The organism is Pseudomonas sp. SYWMCR5, from assembly GCF_057197165.1.
Window position 1 is genome coordinate 437926 of sequence record NZ_JBXUNH010000002.1, and the last position, 19530, is coordinate 457455.

The following is a 19530-nucleotide window of genomic DNA, read 5'->3' on the forward strand; positions in this document are numbered from 1 at the left end:
GCTGCGATGCTCCGAACTTATGTACGGCAAACGCCCGTGCATATCCCACAGCCACAAGAGGTGCAAGACCATGGCCAATAACCAGAACAAGACTGGCAGTCAGGGTGGTACCAAAAATCCTGGCAACTTCGCCAACGACCGGGAAAAAGCGTCCGAAGCCGGTCGCAAAGGCGGCCAGCAGTCCGGTGGCAACAAGCAGAACGACGACATGGGCCGCAAGGGCGGCCGCTCGTAAGTGATGCTGCGCGGTGCCGGGGTAGCTCGGCACCGCAACAGTAGGCTGAGGCAAGAGTTTCGGGTTTGTACCCGTAGTTATTTTCCGGATCAATCTGCGCTCGTGCGCGGCAGGCAGGCAATCCTTGCCTGCCTCGAAACTTCACCGGGAGGCGGAGGCAGAAGTCGTGCTCGGCCTCAGTGCGGCGCGCGCACGATGGTCTTGAGCAAGTCTTCCGGGCTGATGTGCCCAACCACCTGGCTCACCGCGCTGCCTGGGGTTGGCAGGTCGATGATGTGGTCTTTCATCCGGCCGACCACGTGCATTTCGCACGGCTTGCAGTCGAATTTCAGGGTCAGCACTTCGTCGCCATGAATCAGCTGCATTGGCGCGACCTTGGTGCGTACACCGGTAACGCCCTTGGCCTGCTTGGGACACAGGTTGAAGGAGAAGCGCAGGCAGTGCTTGGTGATCATCACCGGCACCTCGCCGTGCTCCTCGTGGGCCTCGAACGCTGCATCGATCAACTTCACCCCATGGCGATGATAGAAGTCACGGGCTTTCTGGTTATAGACGTTGGCCAGGAACGACAGGTGCGCTTCGGGATAGACCGGGGGAGGCGTGGTCTCGGCCTTGCGGCTACCGCGCGGGTGCGCTTTGACCCGTGCCTCGGTGAGCATTTCGATAGCCTCACGGCGCAGGGCCTTGAGTTGCGAGTTGGGGATAAAGTACGCCTGCGGGGCATCGAGCTCGATAGCCTCGGCGTGGTACTGGGTGGTGCCCAGTTGGCCCAGCAGGTCGTGCAACTGATCCAGCGCCTGCTGCGGTTTGTTGGCCGCGCCGAACGGGCCGTCCAGGGCAACCTGCACGGTGACGCCTTCCTCGCTGGTGACACTCAGCGCCAGGCGTTGCTCGGTCAGCACGACATGCCACTGAACCGCGACGCGGCGCTCGGACGAGGTGCGTTGCAGCGCCTGCTGCCAGTTATGGTCAAGGTTGCGCGACAGTGGGTGATTCGGCCGCAGCTTGTGCAAGCCTTCGGGCATCTCGTTGGGCTCGACGCGATAACGGTAGCGTGTCTGGCCATCGTCCTCGAACTCGCCACGTGGCTCGGCGATGTTGGCCCGGAAGCCCACCACTTCACGCTTGACCAGCACGTTCAAGCCGTCACCGTTGGTCAGCGGTACCTCGGTGACCACCATCAGGTCACGCTTGCCGACCTTTTCCACCACACCCACTGGCAAGCCGGTGAAGGTGGGCGAATCGAAGGCACCGATGTCGATCTTGCGGTCGCTGACGAAGTAGTCGGTGCTGCCGCGGTGGAAGGTCTTGTCCGGGTCCGGTACGAAGAAGTGCTGGGTTCGACCGCTCGATGCGCGGGCCAGGTCCGGGCGATCCTCGAGAATCGCATCCAGCTCCTTGCGGTAGTGGGCGGTGATGTTCTTCACATAGCCCATGTCCTTGTAGCGGCCTTCGATCTTGAATGAGCGCACGCCGGCGTCGACCAGGTCACGCAGGTTGGCGGTCTGGTTGTTGTCCTTCATCGACAGCAGGTGCTTCTCGAAGGCAACCACCCGGCCCTGATCGTCCTTGAGGGTGTAGGGCAGGCGACAGGCCTGGGAGCAATCACCTCGGTTGGCGCTGCGGCCGGTCTGGGCGTGGGAAATGTTGCATTGGCCGGAGAAGGCCACGCACAACGCGCCGTGGATGAAGAACTCGATGGCAGCATCGGTCTCGGCGGCGATGGCGCGTATCTGCTGCAGGTTCAGTTCACGGGCCAGCACCAACTGGGAGAAGCCGGCCTGGTCGAGGAATCTGGCGCGCTCTAGTGTGCGAATGTCGGTCTGTGTACTGGCGTGCAACTCGATCGGTGGGATGTCCAGCTCCATCACCCCCAGGTCCTGGACGATCAATGCATCGACACCGGCGTCGTACAGCTGGTGGATCAGCTTGCGTGCAGGCTCCAGCTCGTTGTCGTGGAGGATGGTATTGATCGTGGTGAAGACCCGCGCGTGGTAGCGCCGGGCGAACTCCACCAACTCGGCGATATCGCTGACCTCGTTGCACGCGTTGTGCCGCGCGCCGAAGCTCGGTCCGCCGATATAGATGGCGTCGGCGCCATGCAGAATGGCCTCGCGGGCGATGGCCACATCGCGGGCAGGGCTGAGCAGTTCCAGGTGATTCTTTGGAAGGGACATGTCGTTATAGGTTCGTGCTGTCACGGTTTAGGGCGGCATTGTAGCGATGAATTGCCGCGCAGGCACCCGTGACGTTCCAGGCGGGCATACTCGGCAGCGACGAGCCTGCTCTCCTTGACGCAGCCCCGTCATCCGCCCACGTGTCAGAGAGCCGGAGCAGTTTGCTCCGCTTGCCATTGCGTCCTGCTGGACGCTTTGCCACAGATAGGCGTCAGCTGTACGCTCAGCGATTGATCCAGGTTCGCATCAAACACTGGAATCATCATCTGGGCACTGCAGCCAGCGACCCGATCCTGACTGATGACATTACCTGCGCGAGTAATCGACACCCATGTGCCTTCAGGCGCTACTACCGATTCCGGAGGCGACCAGGTGACATCCACGACCCCTACTCTCGGTCGGAGCAAGGTAACCAATGGAGTCCCAGTAACCATCGGCACCCAATCGCCTTCCGTTCCTACCCCAGACCCAGGATAGGCAATGACCTGACACACCCACTTCTTGTCGGTCCTAAGCGGCGCTTTCAGCGACAAGCGCTCGTGGGTCCGGGGGGCATCGACGCGCGCAGAGGCGGCGACCATGGCGGTCTCTGGCGAAAACACCTGCACGATGTAGTGAGTGATCTCCAGACTGTTCGACATGTTCCAGGCCACATCGACGCCCTCGTTGTCCAACACCACTGAGGTGATGTCGGGCCTGTCTGCTACGACGCGCAAAGGCTTGGTGCTGATGCCTGCGCCTTTTGCAGTCAGGGCCGTGAGGGTAAAGCTGAACGCATCAAACTCCGGCAGTGGCGAGGACAGTGGCAAGTCGGCGAGCTCGTATCCCGCGGGCAGGGCCATGTCGTAATGCGTGCCGGTAAGCGCACTGCGCAGGCTCAGCTGGTATTGCACGATCTCTCTGGGGTCCAGGGAAAACCATGCGACTGCGATGCGGTTTCCACCACGATAGAGCGGGCTCTGCTCCAGATTCGGCGGGGTCATGCATGACGGGAAATGAATCAGCTCCGATCGGGCGCGGGTATTCTCGCGAACCACAGCCTCCACGCCGACTGTCCAGCCTTGGTCATTGCCCAGCCCCCCGCCCAGTTGCGAATTGCCCACGACAGCACTGGCGCTACCCGCTCCACTGATTGGAATGACGAATGTCGTGCCGCTGATCGTCGATGACACGACGATCTCATAGCCCAGAAGAGCCTGGCTGGAAGGCTGCCAACCAACGCGCAGGGTCTCGCCATCGTATATCGCCGAGTGCAGGATCGGCTGGAGGGTTGGCAGGGGCAGTGGAGCGCTGCTCTCTGTTTCCCCACTCTCCCGCAAGGCCATCACGGTGACGCGATATTCACGTATCGCGCTCAGGGGTTCGGACAGAGGTAATACGCCAACGGTAGCTGCACCGTCTGGAATGAATTGGTGTTTCAACGGCGTCCAGCCGCCTGTGTCCTGATGACCCAATGTGATCACCCAACCTGCAGGCGTGTCCAATTCGAGAGGGCTCCATGCCACACGCAGGCAGTCTGTCTCGTAAACGGCCTGAACGATGGAGAGCCTGAGTGCATCGTTATCGCGTTGCATTGCCGACCTCCTGTGAAGTGCCGCTCACGTCAGAGGACTGCTGCGCCTTTTGTTTTTGCTGGTTGTCGTAATCAGCCAAGAACGCAGGATGGACGGTTGCTCGCAGTTGCGCAGGGCTGCGAAGTGGCGCTCTGCTTTTGAGATCTGCCAGCATATTTTGCGTAGCGAGGTTACCCGACAAAATGCCGTTGGCGTAATAACTGCCTTCGACGCCACCTTTGAATTGCAAGTTGTATACCGGGGTGGCCTGAGCCTCGACATAACCGACGAATGTCACCGTGATCGGAGGTCCGTCACCGGCCAACTTGTCGCCTACCTGGATTTCCCGTGCCTGCACCTCCATGTTTCTCACGGCACTCCCGATTTGAATCGCTCGCATGATGGGGTGGGTCGGTGTGACATGCAGGGTCTGGCCGGTAGTGCGTATCTCAAGCATGGAGCCATTTTCTGTACCCGTGGTTCTTTCACTGACCGTGCGCACGCCATGCGGTGTCTTGACCTTGTCTCCCGAGACGATCTCTTCGATTTTTTTTGTCTCGCCCGACGCCAGGGTGATCAATGTGCCCCCTGCTACACAACCTTCCATGATGCGGAGTTGAGGGATGATCTCCCTGCCGGGGTTTCCTGCGGATCGCTTATCGCTGGTAAATACAAGCGTTACGTTTCGTGGCATGGGATCTTCTGGCGTTCCTGGAAGGTAGAGCATGTTGGTCATGTAGAAGTTGACGAGCGAGTCTTTATTGTTGGTCAGGCATGACGGGTTGCGCTTGAACTTTTCGGCCTCGTAATTGAAGCTCAGCTTTCCATTACCGTCAGATGTCCATTCGTCAGCAATACTTTCAGCTCTGGAGTGTACCCGACAGCCCCCACCGCTCGGGTTTACTAGATAGATCGCCGTTTCGCCAGTTACCGTAGATTCGGTTTTTCCTTCGGCGAGAGCGTAGCCAGAAACGGGAATCAGATAGTTAGCAGGCTTGTTCTGGCTTGCCCAATAATCGCACTCTTCACGGCTGTGGCGGTTCCAGCACATCTTGATGGGTGTATCGTTGTCAGGGAGTTTATTGCTGCAGACTTCCGTAGCGGCAGGAGCAGAAATGACGCATTTGCCATTGGCGTCTCTTGTACAAGGTCTGGGCTCTGTCATACAAGCGTCAACGATACCCGTTGAACTGACTGCCTTCATGACGAGCGTCGGCGGGAACTCGTCGTCACTGTCCTTGGGGATCATGTTGAAGAAAGCGACAGCGCGAACGGGAATCGTTGGATCCACCGAGGCACTCACGTTAACGCGTAGTTCAGGAAGGTTCGTCAGATCAGTGGCGTTTTTCGAGGCAATGAAATCACCCGTGAGGTCGTTATACATAATGAGCGTGACAGAGTTTCTCTCGCTGCCGTTCGCAACGGTCGAAATGGCTTCAGAGCTGTACGTGACCGCTGAACTAGTTGCAGTAGCATTGGAGCGCGAAAGCTCCGAGATGAATTGAAGGTCTTGCAAAGGAGCGTCGGCATCACTGGACGTCTCAGGGAAGACAACTGGTTTTACTGCGTCAGGCTTTGCGCCGGAAACAGCGAGCGCTTTCACCCGCTGTTTGTGCGCAGCTTCCAGGCGCCTGAACATTTCGGGCGCCTGTGCTTTTGTATGCCCTGTCAGGCGTTGTTGTGCCTTATAAAGTTGATAATGCTGGGGGTTGCCCCAGTCCAGCTGATACAGGACGCCAGGGGTAAGATCTTTAGTCAATTCCTGCCCCAATGTTTCTACTTTTTCCTGGGCGTTTATTGCGTTTACTTCATCAGTGGCCTCGGCGGCCCAGGCAGAAGGAAGCGCATAAAAGAATAAAAACAATGCAGCCAATAGATTAATTGAGGTCGACTCTCGACTTGTCATCGTCTTTGCTCCCTGGTGGGTTCGATCCCTTGAATGGCAACACACGACATCGCCCTCTCGGACAACATTGTTAAGATCCAACCTACTGGGATTACGCGCTCGCCGACAACTGGCAAAAATGATAGGTCATTTGTCTGTGCCTGACAGATCACCCAGGCAATCGATCAAGGCCGAAGTGGCTGGTGACAGGCTGCATTCTGTGCGGGTGATGATGCCGATTTCACGCTCCAGACCTCGCGCTTCCAAGGGCCTGCGCAGCAACCTGTGTGTACCGTCGTCCGCCGATTCCGGCAGCAGCGTAACCCCCAACCCATTGCGCACCAGCGCCAATACCGTCGACATGTAGTTGGCTTCCATGGCGGCTTGCAACACCAGCCCGTGTGCGCGGAACACCTCCTCGATCTGCGCCCGCACACTGCTGTCGCGCCCGGTGAGGATCATCGGCAGGCCGTCCAGGGCTTGCAGATCGACGGGGCCCGTGGCCAGCGGGTGTCCGACAGGCACAAACAGGCATAACCGATCACTCAGTAACGGTGTGAAGTCCAGCCCGTGCCCGAACTGGCTGCGCACACCCACGCCGAAATCCACATCGCCTTCGCGCACGCGTTCGACAATGCGCTCGGCAACCAGATCGCGCAGGCGCACTTCGACACCTGGATGCGACTGCCGGAACACCGCCAGCCGCTGCGCCAGCGCCCCGGCACACAACGAGGGCAGGGCAGCCACTGTGACCACCCCGCGGCGCACCGCCGCCAAGCCTTGGCTGGCGCTGACGATGTTGGACAGATCGAGCAGCAGCTTCTCCATCGCCGGCAACGCCTCGCGCCCTGCAGCAGTGAGGGTGACGTGCCGAGGGCTGCGTTCGAGCAGGGCAACGCCCAGCCAGCTTTCGAGTTGGCGGATCTGGACGGTCAGGGCCGAGGGCGACAAGTGCAGGTCGTTGGCGGCGCGGGCGAAGTTGCCGCGCTGGGCAACGGTGATGAAGGCGCGAATATGCTGCAGGGCATTCTTCATTTTGTTTTTTCGAATGTGGGTGGCTTTAAATTGCAATTTACACGCTACCGAACCTCTCCTGATACTCGGGACAACAAAAAAAACAAGCCGGAGTAACCCCATGCTCGCCCTCTACGGCGTCATTACCATTCTGTCCTTGCTGATCGCGGTGATGAGCAAGCGCATCTCGCCCCTGGTCGCGCTGATTGCCTTTCCCATCGTGGCTGCCTTGCTCGCGGGTTTCGGCCTGCAGACCAGCGGTTTCATTCTCACTGGCATCAAGAATGTCGCCCCGGTGGTCGGCATGTTCATCTTCGCCATCCTGTTCTTCGGCGTGATGACCGATGCCGGCATGCTCGACCCGATCATCGACCGCATCCTGCGCGCCGTCGGCACCCGTCCGACCCGTATCGTCTGCGGCACCGCGTTGCTGGCGTTGCTGGTACACCTGGACGGGTCGGGTGCGGTGACGTTCCTTGTCACGGTGCCCGCGATGCTGCCGCTGTATACGCGCCTGGGCATCGACCGACGGGTGCTGGCCTGCGTTGCGGCGATGGCGGCGGGGGTGAATTTCCTGCCCTGGACGGGACCTGTGCTGCGCTCGTCCGCGGCGCTGCACGTGCCGGTGGCTGACCTGTTCCAACCGCTGATTCCGGTACAGGTGGTGGGGCTGTTGTTCGTCTTCGGCTGCGCCTACTGGCTGGGCCGACGCGAAGAGAAACGCCTGGGGCTCATGGCCGGCGCCGATGCCGGCGCGGCACCGCAGCGTATCTTGAGCGCCGATGAACAAGCCCTGCGCCGTACGCACATGTTCTGGCCGAACCTGCTGCTCACCGTACTGGTGATGGCGGTGATGATCGCAGGCTGGGTCGACCCGGTAGTGATGTTCATGCTCGGCACGGTCGCCGCGCTTTGCCTGAATTATCCCCGTGTCGATCAGCAACGCGAACGCATCGATGCACACGCCAAGACCGCCCTGACCATGGCCAGCATCCTGCTTGCCGCCGGTGTGTTCACCGGCATCATGCAAGGCACCGGCATGCTCAAGGCCATGGCCGAGGTGGCGGTGCAACAGATTCCGCCGGGCCACGGGCGACTGATTCCCGCACTGGTGGGCTTCGTGTCGATGCCGCTCAGCTTGCTGTTCGACCCGGACTCGTTCTACTTCGGGGTCATGCCGGTGATTGCCGAGGTCGGCCGCTCGCTGGGCGTGGACCCGGTGCAGGTGGCCCAGGCGTCGCTGCTTGGCGTACACACCACCGGCTTCCCGGTCAGCCCGCTGACCCCAGCGACCTTCCTGCTGGTGGGGCTGTGCAAGCTCGACCTTGCCGATCACCAGCGTTTCACCCTGCCATTTCTGTTCGCCGCGTCGGTGCTGATGACCCTGACCGCGCTGGCACTTGGAGTCTTCTGAACATGAACACTTTGCGAATCGGCGCCGGCGCCGGCTATTCCGGCGATCGCCTGGAGCCTGCGGTGGAACTGGCCCGGGATGGGCAACTGGATTACCTGGTGTTCGAATGCCTGGCCGAACGCACCATCGCTCTGGCCCAGCAAGCCAGACTGGCCGACCCACAGGCCGGCTTCGATCCGTTGCTGACCGAGCGCATGCGGGCGGTGCTGCCCTATGTACGCGGCGGCGCGCGGCGTCTGCGTATCATCACCAACATGGGCGCAGCCAACCCGCGTGGCGCGGCGCGACAAGTGTCGGCCATCGCGGCTGAACTCGGGCTGCAGGGGCTGAAGGTCGCGGCAGTGGACGGTGACGATGTGCTCGACGTGCTGCGCCAGCACCCGGACTGGGCGCTGGATAACGGCCTGACGGTAGCCGGGCTGGGTGGGCGACTGGTGTCGGCCAACGCCTATCTGGGGGTCGAAGGGATCGTCCAGGCACTGGCCCTGGACGCCGATGTGGTGATTACCGGCCGTGTCGCCGACCCGTCGCTGTTCCTTGCACCGCAAGTGCATCACTTTGGCTGGCCTGACGACGATTGGTGTCGCCGTGGCCGAGGGACACTGACCGGACATCTGCTTGAATGTGCGGGGCAGGTCAGTGGTGGCTACTTTGCCGATCCCGGCCTGAAGGATGTTGCCGACCTGGCGCGGCTTGGCTTCCCCTTCGCCGATATCGACATCGAAGGCCTGGCCACGCTCGGCAAGGTCGACGGCAGTGGGGGACGCATCGATGTCGCGACCTGCACCGAACAACTGCTCTACGAGGTACACGATCCGCGTCGCTACCTGACGCCGGATGTCACGGCCGACTTCTCGGGCGTGCATCTGCAAGCCTGCGGCAAGGATCAGGTACGCGTCAGTGGTGGCGAAGGCATGGCCCGCCCGCAACAACTCAAGGTGACCGTGGGCTATCGGGATGGCTGGATTGGCGAAGGACAGATTTCCTACGGCGGCCCGAATGCCGTGGCGCGGGCACGTCTGGCCGGACGGATCGTCGAAGAGCGCCTGGCGTTGACCGGCGTCGCCGTCGAAGAGCTGCGCTGCGAGCTGATGGGGGTCGATTCGCTGCACGCCAGCCATTTCGGCATGGGCGGCGAACCCTGGGAGGTACGCCTGCGGGTTGCGGCACGTTGCCTGAACCGCGAGGCGGCGCAAGCGGTCGCCAACGAGGTCGAGACGCTCTACACCAATGGCCCGGCTGGCGGTGGCGGGGCCACTCGCCAGGTCCGCGAGGTGTTGGCCGTCGCCAGCCTTTACCTGCCGCGTGAGCTCGCGCAACCCCAAGTCCACCTGGAGCAATGCCCATGACCCGCCAACTGCACGAACTTGCTCACACCCGTACCGGGGACAAGGGCGACACCTCGAACATCTCGCTGATCGCGTATCGGGACGAGGACTACCCGCTGCTTGAACGGGAGCTGACAGCGGAACGGGTGGCAGCGTGGTTCGCCCATCTTCGCGATGAAAGCGCGGGGCCTGTACGTCGCTATGACTTGCCGCAACTCAAGGCCCTGAACTTCGTGCTGCCGGGTTTATTGCGTGGTGGCGTGACCCGCTCGTTGGCGCTGGATGCCCATGGTAAGTGCCTGGGGGCGGCGTTGTTGGCGATGGAGGTCTAGCTCTGCTATCAGCCCTTGGCCGCCATCGCCGTCACTTCGACCTTCATCCCTTCGAACGCCAGCGAGGCCACGCCCACCGCCGCACGCACTGGCCAAGGCTTGGCGAAGAAGCGTTGGTACACCTCGTTGAATGCCGCACGATCAGCCATGTCGGTCAGGTAAATGGTCAGGTGCAGCACGCGGTCCATCGAGCTGCCGGCACGCTCCAGCGCATCCTTGAGCGCCTGCAGGGTGCACTCGCTCTGGGTGACGATATCGCCCAGCTCAAGTTCGCCATCGGCGCGAATCGGGACCTGTGTGGTGACCAGGATACCGTTGTACTCGGCGACATCGGAGGAGATGGACGCGGCGTCCGCATCGGGGGTGAAAGTGATACCTGTCTGGGCCATGAACGACTCTGCCTTGCTTCGGAAGGAAAAGCGCAAGCCTACGCGAGCCGCGGCCCCCGTCGCAAATGCATTGAAATGGCGCGCCCCGGCCTTCAGAATCGCGCCGATTCTCATGCAAGGGGTTGGCGTTGAACGAACAGACATTGTCGCAGCGGCTGGAACGCGTGGCGGCTCATATCCCGCCGGGGGCGCGCCTGGCCGATATCGGTTCCGACCACGGCTTCCTGCCGGTGGTCCTGGTATTGCGCGGCGCCATCGAGGCCGCAGTGGCCGGCGAGGCAGCGGCAGGGCCTTGCGAGTCAGCTCGGCGCAACGTACACCGCAATGGGCTGGACGCGCGCATCAGCGTGCGCCTGGCCAACGGTCTGGCTGCCATCGAAAGCGACGATCGCATCGACACCATCAGCCTTTCGGGCATGGGCGGGGAAACCATCGTCGAGATCCTCGAGGCAGGCAAGGCGCGATTGCAGGATGGGCAACGCCTGGTGCTGCAACCCAACGGCGGCGAACAACCGCTGCGCCAGTGGTTGATGGACAACGGCTATCGGATTGTCAGCGAAGAAGTGTTGCGGGAAAACCGCTTCGACTACGAGATCATCGTCGCCGAACAGGCCGGCTCGGTGCGCTACAGCCCGCAGGAGCTGTTGTTCGGCCCCTTGCTGATGCGCGAGAAAAGCTCGGCGTTCATCAACAAGTGGCAGCGCATGCGACGCCAGCGCCAGCAGGCATTGGCCAACTTCGAACGGGCCAGGGAAGTCCCTCAGGACAAGGCCCGGGCCTTTGCGATGCACATCGACTGGATCGACCAATTGCTGGCCTGAGGCTCATTGCTGCGAGCAGTCGCCCATTTCACGGTAAGCGACCTTGTGTGTCTGGCCCTGGTGGTCGACATAGACCATGTGCGCAGTGCCGACCTGGCAGTCGGCAGCGTTACTGGCCGGGGTGATCGACACCACCTTGGCGATATCCAGCGGCATACCGTAGTCGTAAACCTGGCCCTCGGCAGACGGCGAGCGAGGCTGCTCGGCGAAGGCAGCCATGGGGAGCAGGGCGCTACACAGCGCAAGTACGGCGATCGAGCGTTTCATGATGAACTCCAGATGAGGTTTCCCTCATGATCCATTCATTGGTGTTTCACAATAAATGGGCTAGACCGTGATAGATTCATGCCTTCAAGGTATGAATCACGCTGGAGCGTCACGTCATGGACATGCTGCACGCAATGCGCACTTTCGCCCGGGTAGTGGAATGCGGCAGCTTCGCCGCAGCCGCTAATGCGCTGGACATTTCGGCGGCGCAGGTGTCGCGGATCGTCGCCGAACTGGAAAACCAGTTGCAGACTCGACTGCTGCATCGCACCACCCGGCGGCTGCGCATGAGCGAGGCGGGGGAGCGGTTTCTCGAGCGCTCACGCCAGATCATGCTGCTGACCGAAGAGGCTTTTGACGAAGCACGCGGCGCCCACCTCACACCCCGTGGACGGCTGCGCGTGCATTGCAGCCATGGCCTGGGCCTGCTGATGATGCCGTTGGTAGCCCGCTACAACGCCTCATGCCGTGAAGTGGTGATGGAGCTTACCCTGTCCCAGCGCAACCCCGACCTGCTCGCCGAAGGGCATGACGTGGTCATTGCCATCGGCCAGGGCCTGCCAGACTCGCAACTGATCGCCATCCCGCTGGGCAGCATCTACAGCGTGCTGTGTGCATCCCCCGACTACCTGGCCCGCCACGGCGTCCCCAAGCGCCCTGAAGACCTGCACGAGCATGTCTGCCTGCGCACGGTCGATCCCCTGTTCGAGGAGGACTGGCCCTTCGGTGACGCGCCCGACAGCTGCGTGATCTCGCCCCAGGACACCTTTCTCACCAATGTGGCCGATGCGATGGTCAAGGCGACCGAGCTTGGCATGGGGATTGGCCTGTTGCCGTATTACTCGGCCAGCCAGGCCTTGGAGGACGGCCGCCTTTGCCGGCTGCTGGCCCCGTATCGGTTGCGGCAACGGGAGATCTACGCGATCTACCCGTCGCGGCACTATCTCGATGCCAAGGTGCGTACCTGGCTGGACTTTCTCAAGGAGCAGTTGCCGGTGCTGTTCCAGGCGCACGAACGGCTGGTGGATGACCCACGCTGCTGGCGCTAGACCTTACTGGCTATCCTGATCCTCGGCAGTGCCACCGGACGCCCCGGCGCCACTGCCGGTAGCTTCGCCAGTGCTGCTCGAGCCACCAGTGCTGCCGTCGGCTGCGTCGGCGTTGCTGCCGGTGTCACTGCTGTCGTTACCCTTGCTGCCGCCAGGGCTGTTGACGCTGCTGCCGTCTCCGGCGGTCTGGCCCTGCGTGGCGGGTGCCTTGTGATCGGTATGGTTGGTGTCGGACGCGGCGAAGCTGGCACTGGAAGCCAGCCCCAGGGCGAGGAAGAAAAACAGCGGGCGCATGGGAACCATGGTAAATCTCCTACGAGGATGATCGTCCTTCGTTCGGCTGCGCGCAGGGAAGCTGAGTGCCCGGTGTGCGACGGGCGGTCGTGGGGATGCGGCGCAGCCCCACGCGGGCACTTCGATCATGCAAGCCCGATCAGGCAGGTTCAGAGCGTGTGAGCGGAGCGCTTTCACCCGTGACGGCATCGACGATCGGCGGATGATCCTGCGCGGCATGGATCAGTTCTTCGGTCATGCGCAGCTCGGCGCCGGTCGGCGAGAAGGTCGCGGTGGGCGCGAAGGGGGCCGGATGTTGTGGGGCGGGGCGCTTGCCACGTCGCCAGACGAAGAAGCTGACCATGGCCAGGTTGATCACGGCGAAGGCCCAGAACAGTCCGGCCTCGCCATAGGAGGTCATCACCGGCGAGATCGCCAGCGGGCTCATCGCCGAGCCCAGCGAGTTGATCAGCAGCAGGCCCTGGATCATCGGCACCAGCGCATCCATCGGCGCGCGGTCGGCGGCGTGGCTGACCGCCACCGGATACACCGCGAACACACCACCACCCAGCAGGAACAATGCGGCTGGCAGCCAGGCCGAGGTCGGGGGCAACAGCAGGATGACCAGCGACAGCACAACGCACAGCGTGCCCAGGGCGATCAACACATCCTGGCGATCCTTGCGGTCGGACCAGCGCCCGACCGGGTACTGCAGCAGCATCGCGCCCAGGATCACCCAGGCCATCATGCGCCCGACTTCACCCACATCCAGGCCAATACGCTGCAGGTACAACGGCAGCAGGGCATACACCGCAGCAATCGCCACACCCGAACCGAAACAGCCCACCAGGCCGCTTGGCGTCACGCCCAGCAATTGCCGTGGCTTGAGCGGCTCGACCTGCTCCAGCAGCGGCGACACCCGCGGCAGGATCACGATCGGCAGTACCGACAGTGCCGCCAGCATGCCCGCAACGGTGAACGGTGCACTGGTCCCCAGGCTCACCAGCTCGCCGAGCATTGCCTGACCCAGCACGCCCGCGCCGTATAGCGCGATCATGTACAGGGCCAGCAGGCGCCCACGAATCTTCGCGTCGCCGGCCAGCAGCAGCCAGCTTTCGATCACCAGGAATACGCCGACCGTTGCCCAGCCGTTGAGCAGGCGCAGGGCGAACCAGCCCCAGGTGTCGACGAACAGGCCTTGCAACAGAATGGTCGCGGCAATCAGCGAGGCGAAACTGCTGTAGGCACGGATGTGGCCGATGCGCAGGATCAACCGGTCGTTGAAGATGGCACCGAGTGTGAGGCCGATGAAGAAGCCTGACGAGACGATACCGATCATCGTTGCCGATTCGCCGGCTTCGCCAAGGCGCAGGGTGGTCAGGGAATACAGCAGGCCATTGCCCAGGGCAATGATGAAAAGCCCGAGCAGGGGTGCCAGCGCCATCGCCAGCAAACGCGGAGACATACGTACCTCAAGTGATCGATCAGCGAATGAGCCTCTTCGACCACGCGCGTCTGACCAGACCTCGAAGGACCGGGGCTGCACGTAAGTGCCAGGGCGGGGATGCAACCAGGGCAAGACTCAACCGCAGACTCGGAGCGCGAGATCGGGCGGGGTCGGTTGAGCCTGTTGCACATGCGCGATGTGGCTGAGGCACGGACGTTGTCATTGCTGCCGGTAGCCACCGTACGAGGCGACTGGGCGAAAAGGGCGCGGCATTCTACGCCCGCGCCCCATCACTTGCCAAAGCCCTGGTGGTGCGACAGGAGGCCGCACCCTCTGCTGATCAGGACGAAGGTTTGGCTGCTGCGTCCTGGCCGCTGTTGCTGTTGACCTGGGCGTCTTGCTGGGCGGCCTTGGCGGCTTCGCGCTTGGCCACCATAGCTTTGCTCTGCTGCTGTTGCAGGGCCCAGCGGGCATGGTGTTCCTGCAGGCGATCGGCGCCGCCTTCGGCGAAGGCGGAGGTTACGGCGGTGGCGGCCAGCAGGGCCATGGCATAGCGCAGGGATTTCATGGTTTGACTCTCCATCGTAGTTTGATTCTTTCCGGGCCTTGCAAGAGAGGCCGATGGAAAGAGGATGGAGGGCCAGGATTTTCTCAGGATTAACAACAATCAGATGTTTGACCGTTGGTCGCCTTGCTTTTGCTGCTTCTTCGGTTGCCGGGCACGCGATGGCCGCGGGCCTGGCAATCGAATGCCCTCAGTTTTTCGGCAAGTCCCGCGTACGCAGTTTTTCCGGCAGGGCAAACAGCAACAGCACAGCAGTCACCAGGCTCGTGGCTGCGATCAGGTAAAGCGCTGGCGTGGTGCTGCCCGACAGATCGCGGATACGCCCGACCAGTACCGGGCTGACGATCCCACCCAATTGCCCCAGTGTGTTGATCAGCGCGATGCCACCGGCAGCCCCGGCGCCTGCGCCGGCCAGCAACTTCGGCGGCAGCGCCCAGAAGCTCGGGATGGCCGCCACTACACCCGCGCCCAGCAGACCAAGGGAGACGATCAACAAGGGCGTGTGGTCATCGAACAGCCCAGCGCACAGGAACCCTATGGCGCCAAGACTGATCAACCCGGCGGTAAACCAACGCCGCTCGCCGGTCGCATCCGACCACCGGCCGCACACCACCATGGTGATTGCCCCGCAGATATAGGGCACTGCCGTCAGCAGGCCAATCATCGATGGGTTTTCCGTGCCTGCACTGCGGATCAGCTGAGGTGCCCAGAAATTCAGGCCGTAGGAGGCGATCTGAATCAGGAAGTAGATCAATCCGAGCATCAGAAAACCAGGAATGCGGATCGCTTGCAGCAACGAACCCTGCCCATGGGCGGCCTGCGCCGGCTCGATGCGTGAGCGCAGCAACTGTTTTTCCCCGTCGCTGAGCCAGCCGGCGTCTTCTATGCGGTCTTTGAGCTGGGTCAGCACCAGCAACCCAAGCAGCACACAGGGCAGGCCGCCAAGCAGGAACAGCCAGTGCCAGCCGCGCATCTGCATGACGCCGTCAAGATGACCGAGCACCAGGCCCGAGAACGGCGCGCCGAACAGCCCGGCGAAGGCCGATGCCAGGAACAGCAGCGAAGTGATGCGGCCACGGAAATGCTGCGGGAACCACAGCGTCAGGTAGTACAGCACGCCGGGGGCGAAACCGGCTTCCATGGCGCCGATGATGAAGCGCAGGGCGTAGAACTGCCATTCGCTGGTGACGAACACCATGGCAGCGGTGGCCAGGCCCCACGAAATCATGATCCGTGCGATCCAGCGACGGGCGCCGACCTTGTACAGCATCAGGTTGCTCGGCACCTCGAACAGCACGTAGCCGACCACGAACAGGCTCGCCCCCAGGCCGTAGGCGGTGTCGCTGAAACCAAGGTCGGTCTGCAGCTGGAACTTGGCGAAACTGATGTTGATGCGGTCGAAGAAGGCGAACAGGTAACACACCATGATCAACGGCATGAGGCGCCAGGCAACCTTGCGGACCAGGGCTTTTTCGCTGTCGGCGCCATCGGTGGCACCCAGCGGCAGGGCGGAAAGACTCATTGATGTTCTCCAGTCGGGCCGCCCTGTGGGCGGCCTTGTTGTTCTTGTTGTCTGGCGGGGCCGCGGCCCCTTGGTTGTGACGAAGAGTCAGCCGGGCAGACCGGCCGGCAGCGGGTGCAGGTCGCAATTGCGTCCTGCCTTGACCAGTTGCCCCGGCACCTCGTGGCCGAGCAACGCAGGCAGGGTGCGCGACATCTTCAGCAGGCCGTCGAGGTCGATGCTGGTAGGGATGCCCACCTCGATGCACAGGTTGACCAGGTCCTCGCTGCAGATGTTGCCCGATGCCCCCGGCGCGAACGGGCAGCCGCCCAGCCCGCCGAGCGCGGCATCGAAGCGCCGCGCACCGGCCTCGTAGCCCGCCAGCACATTGCACAGGCCCAAGCCACGGGTGTTGTGAAAGTGCAACGTGAGCATCGACGCCGGCAGGCGCTCAAGGCTGCGCCGCACCAGGCGCGCGACCTGACGCGGATTGGCCATGCCGGTGGTATCGGCCAGGGTCACGCCTTGTACCCCCAGCTCCAGGTAGGCGTCGAGCAGGCGCAGCACCAGGTCTTCCTCGACGCGACCTTCGAACGGGCAGCCGAACGCGGTGGCGACACTGGCGTTGAGGCTGACTGCCTGACCTTGCACGGCCTGGACGATATCGCCAAAGCCCGCCAGCGACTGTTCGCGGCGCATGCGCATGTTGGCCAGGTTGTGCGACTGACTGGCCGACAGCACCAGGTTCAGCTCGTCGGCCCCAGCAGCCAGTGCCCGCTCGGCGCCTTTGAGATTGGGGATCAAGGCGACATAGACCACACCTGGCTGACGCTGGATGCCACGGAAGACCTCGTCACCATCGCGCAACGCTGGGATGGCCTTGGGCGAAACGAACGAGCCTGCTTCGATGCGGCTGAATCCGAGCTTGGACAAGCCATCGATCAGGCGGATCTTGTCTTCGGTCGGCACCCAGGTCGGTTCGATCTGAAGGCCGTCACGCGGGGCAACTTCCTGCACCACCAGCCTGTCTGTGTGGTTATCGGTCATTGCACCACCCCCTTGGCCCGCAGGCCGATGACTTCATCGGGGCTCAAGCCCAGCCCGGCCAGCAGTGCATCGGTGTGCTCGCCCAGCGCCGGGCCTTGCCAGTCGACACGGCCAGGCGTGGCCGACAGCTTCGGCACGATACCCGGCATGCGCACCGGGGTGCCGTCGGGCAACTGGCTGTCCAGCAGCATGTCGCGGGCCTGGTAGTGCGGGTCGTTGACGATGTCGGCAACCGAATAGATGCGCCCGGCCGGGACCTCGGCGGCTTCCAGCGTGGCCAGTACCTGGTCGATCGGGTGGCGGCGGGTCCAGTCCTCGATGGCATCGTCGAGCTGAGCCGATTGCGCGGCGCGACCATCGTTATGGGCAAAGGCCTCGGCCTCGCCCAGGTCTGGTCGGCCGATGGCCTGCATCAGGCGGCGGAAGATCGGGTCGCTGTTGCCGGCGATCACTACGAACGCGCCGTCGGCGGTGCGGTAGGTGTTCGACGGCGCGATGCCGGGCAGGGCACCACCGCTGCGTTCACGCACATGCCCCAGCAGGTCGTACTCCGGCACCAGGCTTTCCATCAGGTTGAACACGCTTTCCACCAGCGATACATCGACCACCTGGCCGACACCGCCATTGGCACGTACATTGAACAGCGAGAGCAAGGCGCCCATCACCGCGTGCAGCGAGGCCAGCGAGTCGCCCAGGCTGACGCCTGCCCGCGCCGGTGCCGAGCCCTGTTCACCCGTGGTGTAGCGAATACCGCCCATGGCCTCGCCGATTGCACCGAAGCCAGGCCGGTCGCGATATGGGCCGCTCTGGCCATAGCCGGAGATACGCACCAGGGTCAGGCGTGGATTGAGCGCGTGCAGAACGTCCCAGCCCAGGCCGAGCTTTTCCAGCGCGCCGGGGCGCAGGTTCTCGATCAGCACGTCGGTGTCGGCCAGCAGGCGCTTGACGATGGAAAGGCCTTCAGCGGCCTTCAGGTCGAGGGCCAGCGACTTCTTGTTACGCGACTGCAAGTACCACCATAGCGAGGTGCCGTCGTGCAGCTTTCGCCACTTGCGAAGCGGGTCGCCCTGGCCCAGGGCTTCGATCTTGATGACTTCGGCACCGAACTCACCGAGCAGGCGAGCGGCGAAGGGGGCGGCGATCAGCGTGCCTATTTCCAGGACCCTGATGCCTTGTAGCGGGGCAGGCATGGTGCGTACCTCTTTGTTCTTGGACTTTGAGGTAGAGGCTACGACTGGCGCCGGGAACGCACCAATCCTGTGTCGGCAACAACCGTTCGCCAAATGCGAAGGGTAGGGGCGACACCCCTCAGCCGCCAGGCTCAGCCGCGCGCAAATGCTCGAACAGCAAGCGGCTCACCGGCGACAGCGACTCAAGGTCCCGCGCCACCAGCAGCAACTCACGCTCGGCCCACTCGTCGCTCAGCGCCACCGCACGCAACCCCAGCGCACCGCCAAACAACTCGAAGGCCTTGCGCGGCAGGATCCCCACACCCATGTCAGCCTGCACCATGCGGCACACCGCATCGAAGCTGGGGACATGAATACGCAGGCGCAAAATCCGCCCGGCGCGGCGAGCGGCCTCGTGGGTACGCATGTTGATGGAGCTCGCCGAGTGCAGGCCGACAAAGTCGTTGTCCAGGGTTTCGGCGAAGTCCACCTGCGCCTGGTGCGCCAACGGATGCCCTTCACGCACCACCAGCACCAACTGGTCGCGTCTGTAGCGCACCTTGAGCAGGTCGCGGGTGTCGCTGTCGCTGGAGCAGATACCCAGGTCCGCCACGCCATCGAGCAACCCCTGGATCACGCCATTGCTGGGGCGCTCCTCCAGGTCCACCTTGATCCGTTCGTGTTGCGCGGCGAACAGCGCCAGGTCTTCAGGCAGAAACTGGATGATCGCCGACAGGTTGGCGAGCATGCGCACGTAGCCGCGCACTCCCTGCAAGTGCTCGCCCAGTTCCAGGCCGATCTTCTCCAGGTTGAACAGCATGCGTCGGGCGTGGTGCAGCAGGGTTTCCCCGGCCGGGGTCAGGCTCATGCCTCGGGCCAGGCGGGCGAACAGCGGCGAGCCGAGCGCTGCTTCCAGCTCGTTGAGGCGCTTGCTTGCCGCCGACAATGCGATCGACTCGCGCGCTGCCGCACGGGTCAGGCTGCCTTCCTCATGGATGGCGACGAACAACTGCAAGGTCACCAGGTCAAGACGACGGATGAGGTTGTTCAATTGCATGGCCAGA

General features: G+C 62.8%; 19 protein-coding genes. 6 read left to right on the plus strand and 13 right to left on the minus strand.

What is annotated here, in order from left to right; all coding sequences use genetic code 11:
* Positions 1–70: 70 nt before the first annotated feature.
* Entirely contained in the window at positions 71–235 is a 165-nt protein-coding gene (locus AC2CGW_RS07900) for a con-10 family general stress protein (RefSeq protein WP_186664609.1), read from the plus strand.
* Between the two features lie 176 nt (positions 236–411).
* Here the strand turns inward: AC2CGW_RS07900 and AC2CGW_RS07905 are convergent, their stop codons facing one another.
* From AC2CGW_RS07905 to AC2CGW_RS07920, 4 genes are all read right to left on the minus strand, one after another.
* Positions 412–2412, minus strand: coding sequence for a peptidase U32 family protein (locus tag AC2CGW_RS07905; RefSeq protein WP_484573809.1), 2001 nt, complete (start codon positions 2410–2412; stop codon positions 412–414).
* A gap of 143 nt (positions 2413–2555) precedes the next feature.
* A complete protein-coding gene (locus AC2CGW_RS07910; RefSeq protein ID WP_484573810.1) occupies positions 2556–3986 on the minus strand; it encodes a hypothetical protein in 1431 nt (476 codons plus the stop codon).
* Positions 3973–5871, minus strand: coding sequence for a Hint domain-containing protein (locus tag AC2CGW_RS07915; protein WP_484573811.1), 1899 nt, complete (start codon positions 5869–5871; stop codon positions 3973–3975). The genes AC2CGW_RS07910 and AC2CGW_RS07915 overlap by 14 nt, the downstream gene beginning before the upstream one ends.
* Before the next feature lie 126 nt (positions 5872–5997).
* Positions 5998–6885 carry a LysR family transcriptional regulator gene (locus AC2CGW_RS07920; protein WP_186664613.1) on the minus strand — a complete coding sequence of 296 codons (888 nt, stop codon included), beginning with the start codon at positions 6883–6885 and terminating at the stop codon, positions 5998–6000.
* Positions 6886–6985: 100 nt separating this feature from the next.
* Between AC2CGW_RS07920 and AC2CGW_RS07925 the strand changes: the two genes are divergently transcribed.
* From AC2CGW_RS07925 to AC2CGW_RS07935, 3 genes are read left to right on the plus strand one after another with little or no spacing between them, the layout of a single operon-like run.
* The gene (locus AC2CGW_RS07925; RefSeq protein WP_186664614.1) at positions 6986–8278 is read left to right on the plus strand and encodes a CitMHS family transporter; all 1293 of its coding nucleotides are present in this window, start codon (positions 6986–6988) and stop codon (positions 8276–8278) included.
* A 2-nt stretch (positions 8279–8280) separates the two neighbouring features.
* A complete protein-coding gene (locus AC2CGW_RS07930) occupies positions 8281–9627 on the plus strand; it encodes an acyclic terpene utilization AtuA family protein (RefSeq protein WP_288377452.1) in 1347 nt (448 codons plus the stop codon).
* Positions 9624–9938 carry an AtuA-related protein gene (locus AC2CGW_RS07935; RefSeq protein ID WP_288377454.1) on the plus strand — a complete coding sequence of 105 codons (315 nt, stop codon included), beginning with the start codon at positions 9624–9626 and terminating at the stop codon, positions 9936–9938. Before AC2CGW_RS07930 ends, AC2CGW_RS07935 begins: the two co-directional genes overlap by 4 nt.
* Positions 9939–9946: 8 nt before the next feature.
* Here AC2CGW_RS07935 and AC2CGW_RS07940 read toward each other — a convergent pair whose 3' ends face one another.
* A complete protein-coding gene (locus tag AC2CGW_RS07940) occupies positions 9947–10327 on the minus strand; it encodes a RidA family protein (protein ID WP_186664618.1) in 381 nt (126 codons plus the stop codon).
* A gap of 128 nt (positions 10328–10455) precedes the next feature.
* Here AC2CGW_RS07940 and AC2CGW_RS07945 point away from each other — a divergent pair, with 128 nt between their 5' ends.
* Positions 10456–11148 carry a tRNA (adenine(22)-N(1))-methyltransferase gene (locus tag AC2CGW_RS07945; protein ID WP_186664620.1) on the plus strand — a complete coding sequence of 231 codons (693 nt, stop codon included), beginning with the start codon at positions 10456–10458 and terminating at the stop codon, positions 11146–11148.
* A gap of 3 nt (positions 11149–11151) precedes the next feature.
* On the opposite strand, the gene AC2CGW_RS07950 is transcribed toward AC2CGW_RS07945, so the two are convergent.
* Positions 11152–11367 carry a DUF2790 domain-containing protein gene (locus tag AC2CGW_RS07950; protein WP_484574008.1) on the minus strand — a complete coding sequence of 72 codons (216 nt, stop codon included), beginning with the start codon at positions 11365–11367 and terminating at the stop codon, positions 11152–11154.
* A 164-nt stretch (positions 11368–11531) separates the two neighbouring features.
* Here AC2CGW_RS07950 and AC2CGW_RS07955 point away from each other — a divergent pair, with 164 nt between their 5' ends.
* A complete protein-coding gene (locus AC2CGW_RS07955; protein ID WP_186664623.1) occupies positions 11532–12464 on the plus strand; it encodes a LysR family transcriptional regulator in 933 nt (310 codons plus the stop codon).
* Between the two features lie 3 nt (positions 12465–12467).
* On the opposite strand, the gene AC2CGW_RS07960 is transcribed toward AC2CGW_RS07955, so the two are convergent.
* The 7 genes from AC2CGW_RS07960 to AC2CGW_RS07990 form a co-directional block, all read right to left on the minus strand.
* Complete coding sequence (locus AC2CGW_RS07960) at positions 12468–12767, minus strand: hypothetical protein (protein ID WP_186709176.1); 300 nt, start codon at positions 12765–12767, stop codon at positions 12468–12470.
* A 130-nt stretch (positions 12768–12897) separates the two neighbouring features.
* Complete coding sequence (locus tag AC2CGW_RS07965) at positions 12898–14202, minus strand: MFS transporter (protein WP_186664626.1); 1305 nt, start codon at positions 14200–14202, stop codon at positions 12898–12900.
* Positions 14203–14524: 322 nt separating this feature from the next.
* Positions 14525–14752, minus strand: coding sequence for a hypothetical protein (locus AC2CGW_RS07970; protein ID WP_484573812.1), 228 nt, complete (start codon positions 14750–14752; stop codon positions 14525–14527).
* Positions 14753–14939: 187 nt separating this feature from the next.
* Positions 14940–16271 (minus strand): MFS transporter, encoded by a 1332-nt coding sequence (locus AC2CGW_RS07975; protein WP_484573813.1) that lies wholly within the window; start codon positions 16269–16271, stop codon positions 14940–14942.
* Between the two features lie 87 nt (positions 16272–16358).
* Positions 16359–17297 carry a hydroxymethylglutaryl-CoA lyase gene (locus AC2CGW_RS07980; protein WP_186719397.1) on the minus strand — a complete coding sequence of 313 codons (939 nt, stop codon included), beginning with the start codon at positions 17295–17297 and terminating at the stop codon, positions 16359–16361.
* The gene (locus AC2CGW_RS07985; RefSeq protein ID WP_426353028.1) at positions 17294–18487 is read right to left on the minus strand and encodes a CaiB/BaiF CoA transferase family protein; all 1194 of its coding nucleotides are present in this window, start codon (positions 18485–18487) and stop codon (positions 17294–17296) included. The genes AC2CGW_RS07980 and AC2CGW_RS07985 overlap by 4 nt, the downstream gene beginning before the upstream one ends.
* Before the next feature lie 118 nt (positions 18488–18605).
* A complete protein-coding gene (locus tag AC2CGW_RS07990; RefSeq protein ID WP_484573814.1) occupies positions 18606–19523 on the minus strand; it encodes a LysR family transcriptional regulator in 918 nt (305 codons plus the stop codon).
* Positions 19524–19530 lie beyond the last annotated feature (7 nt).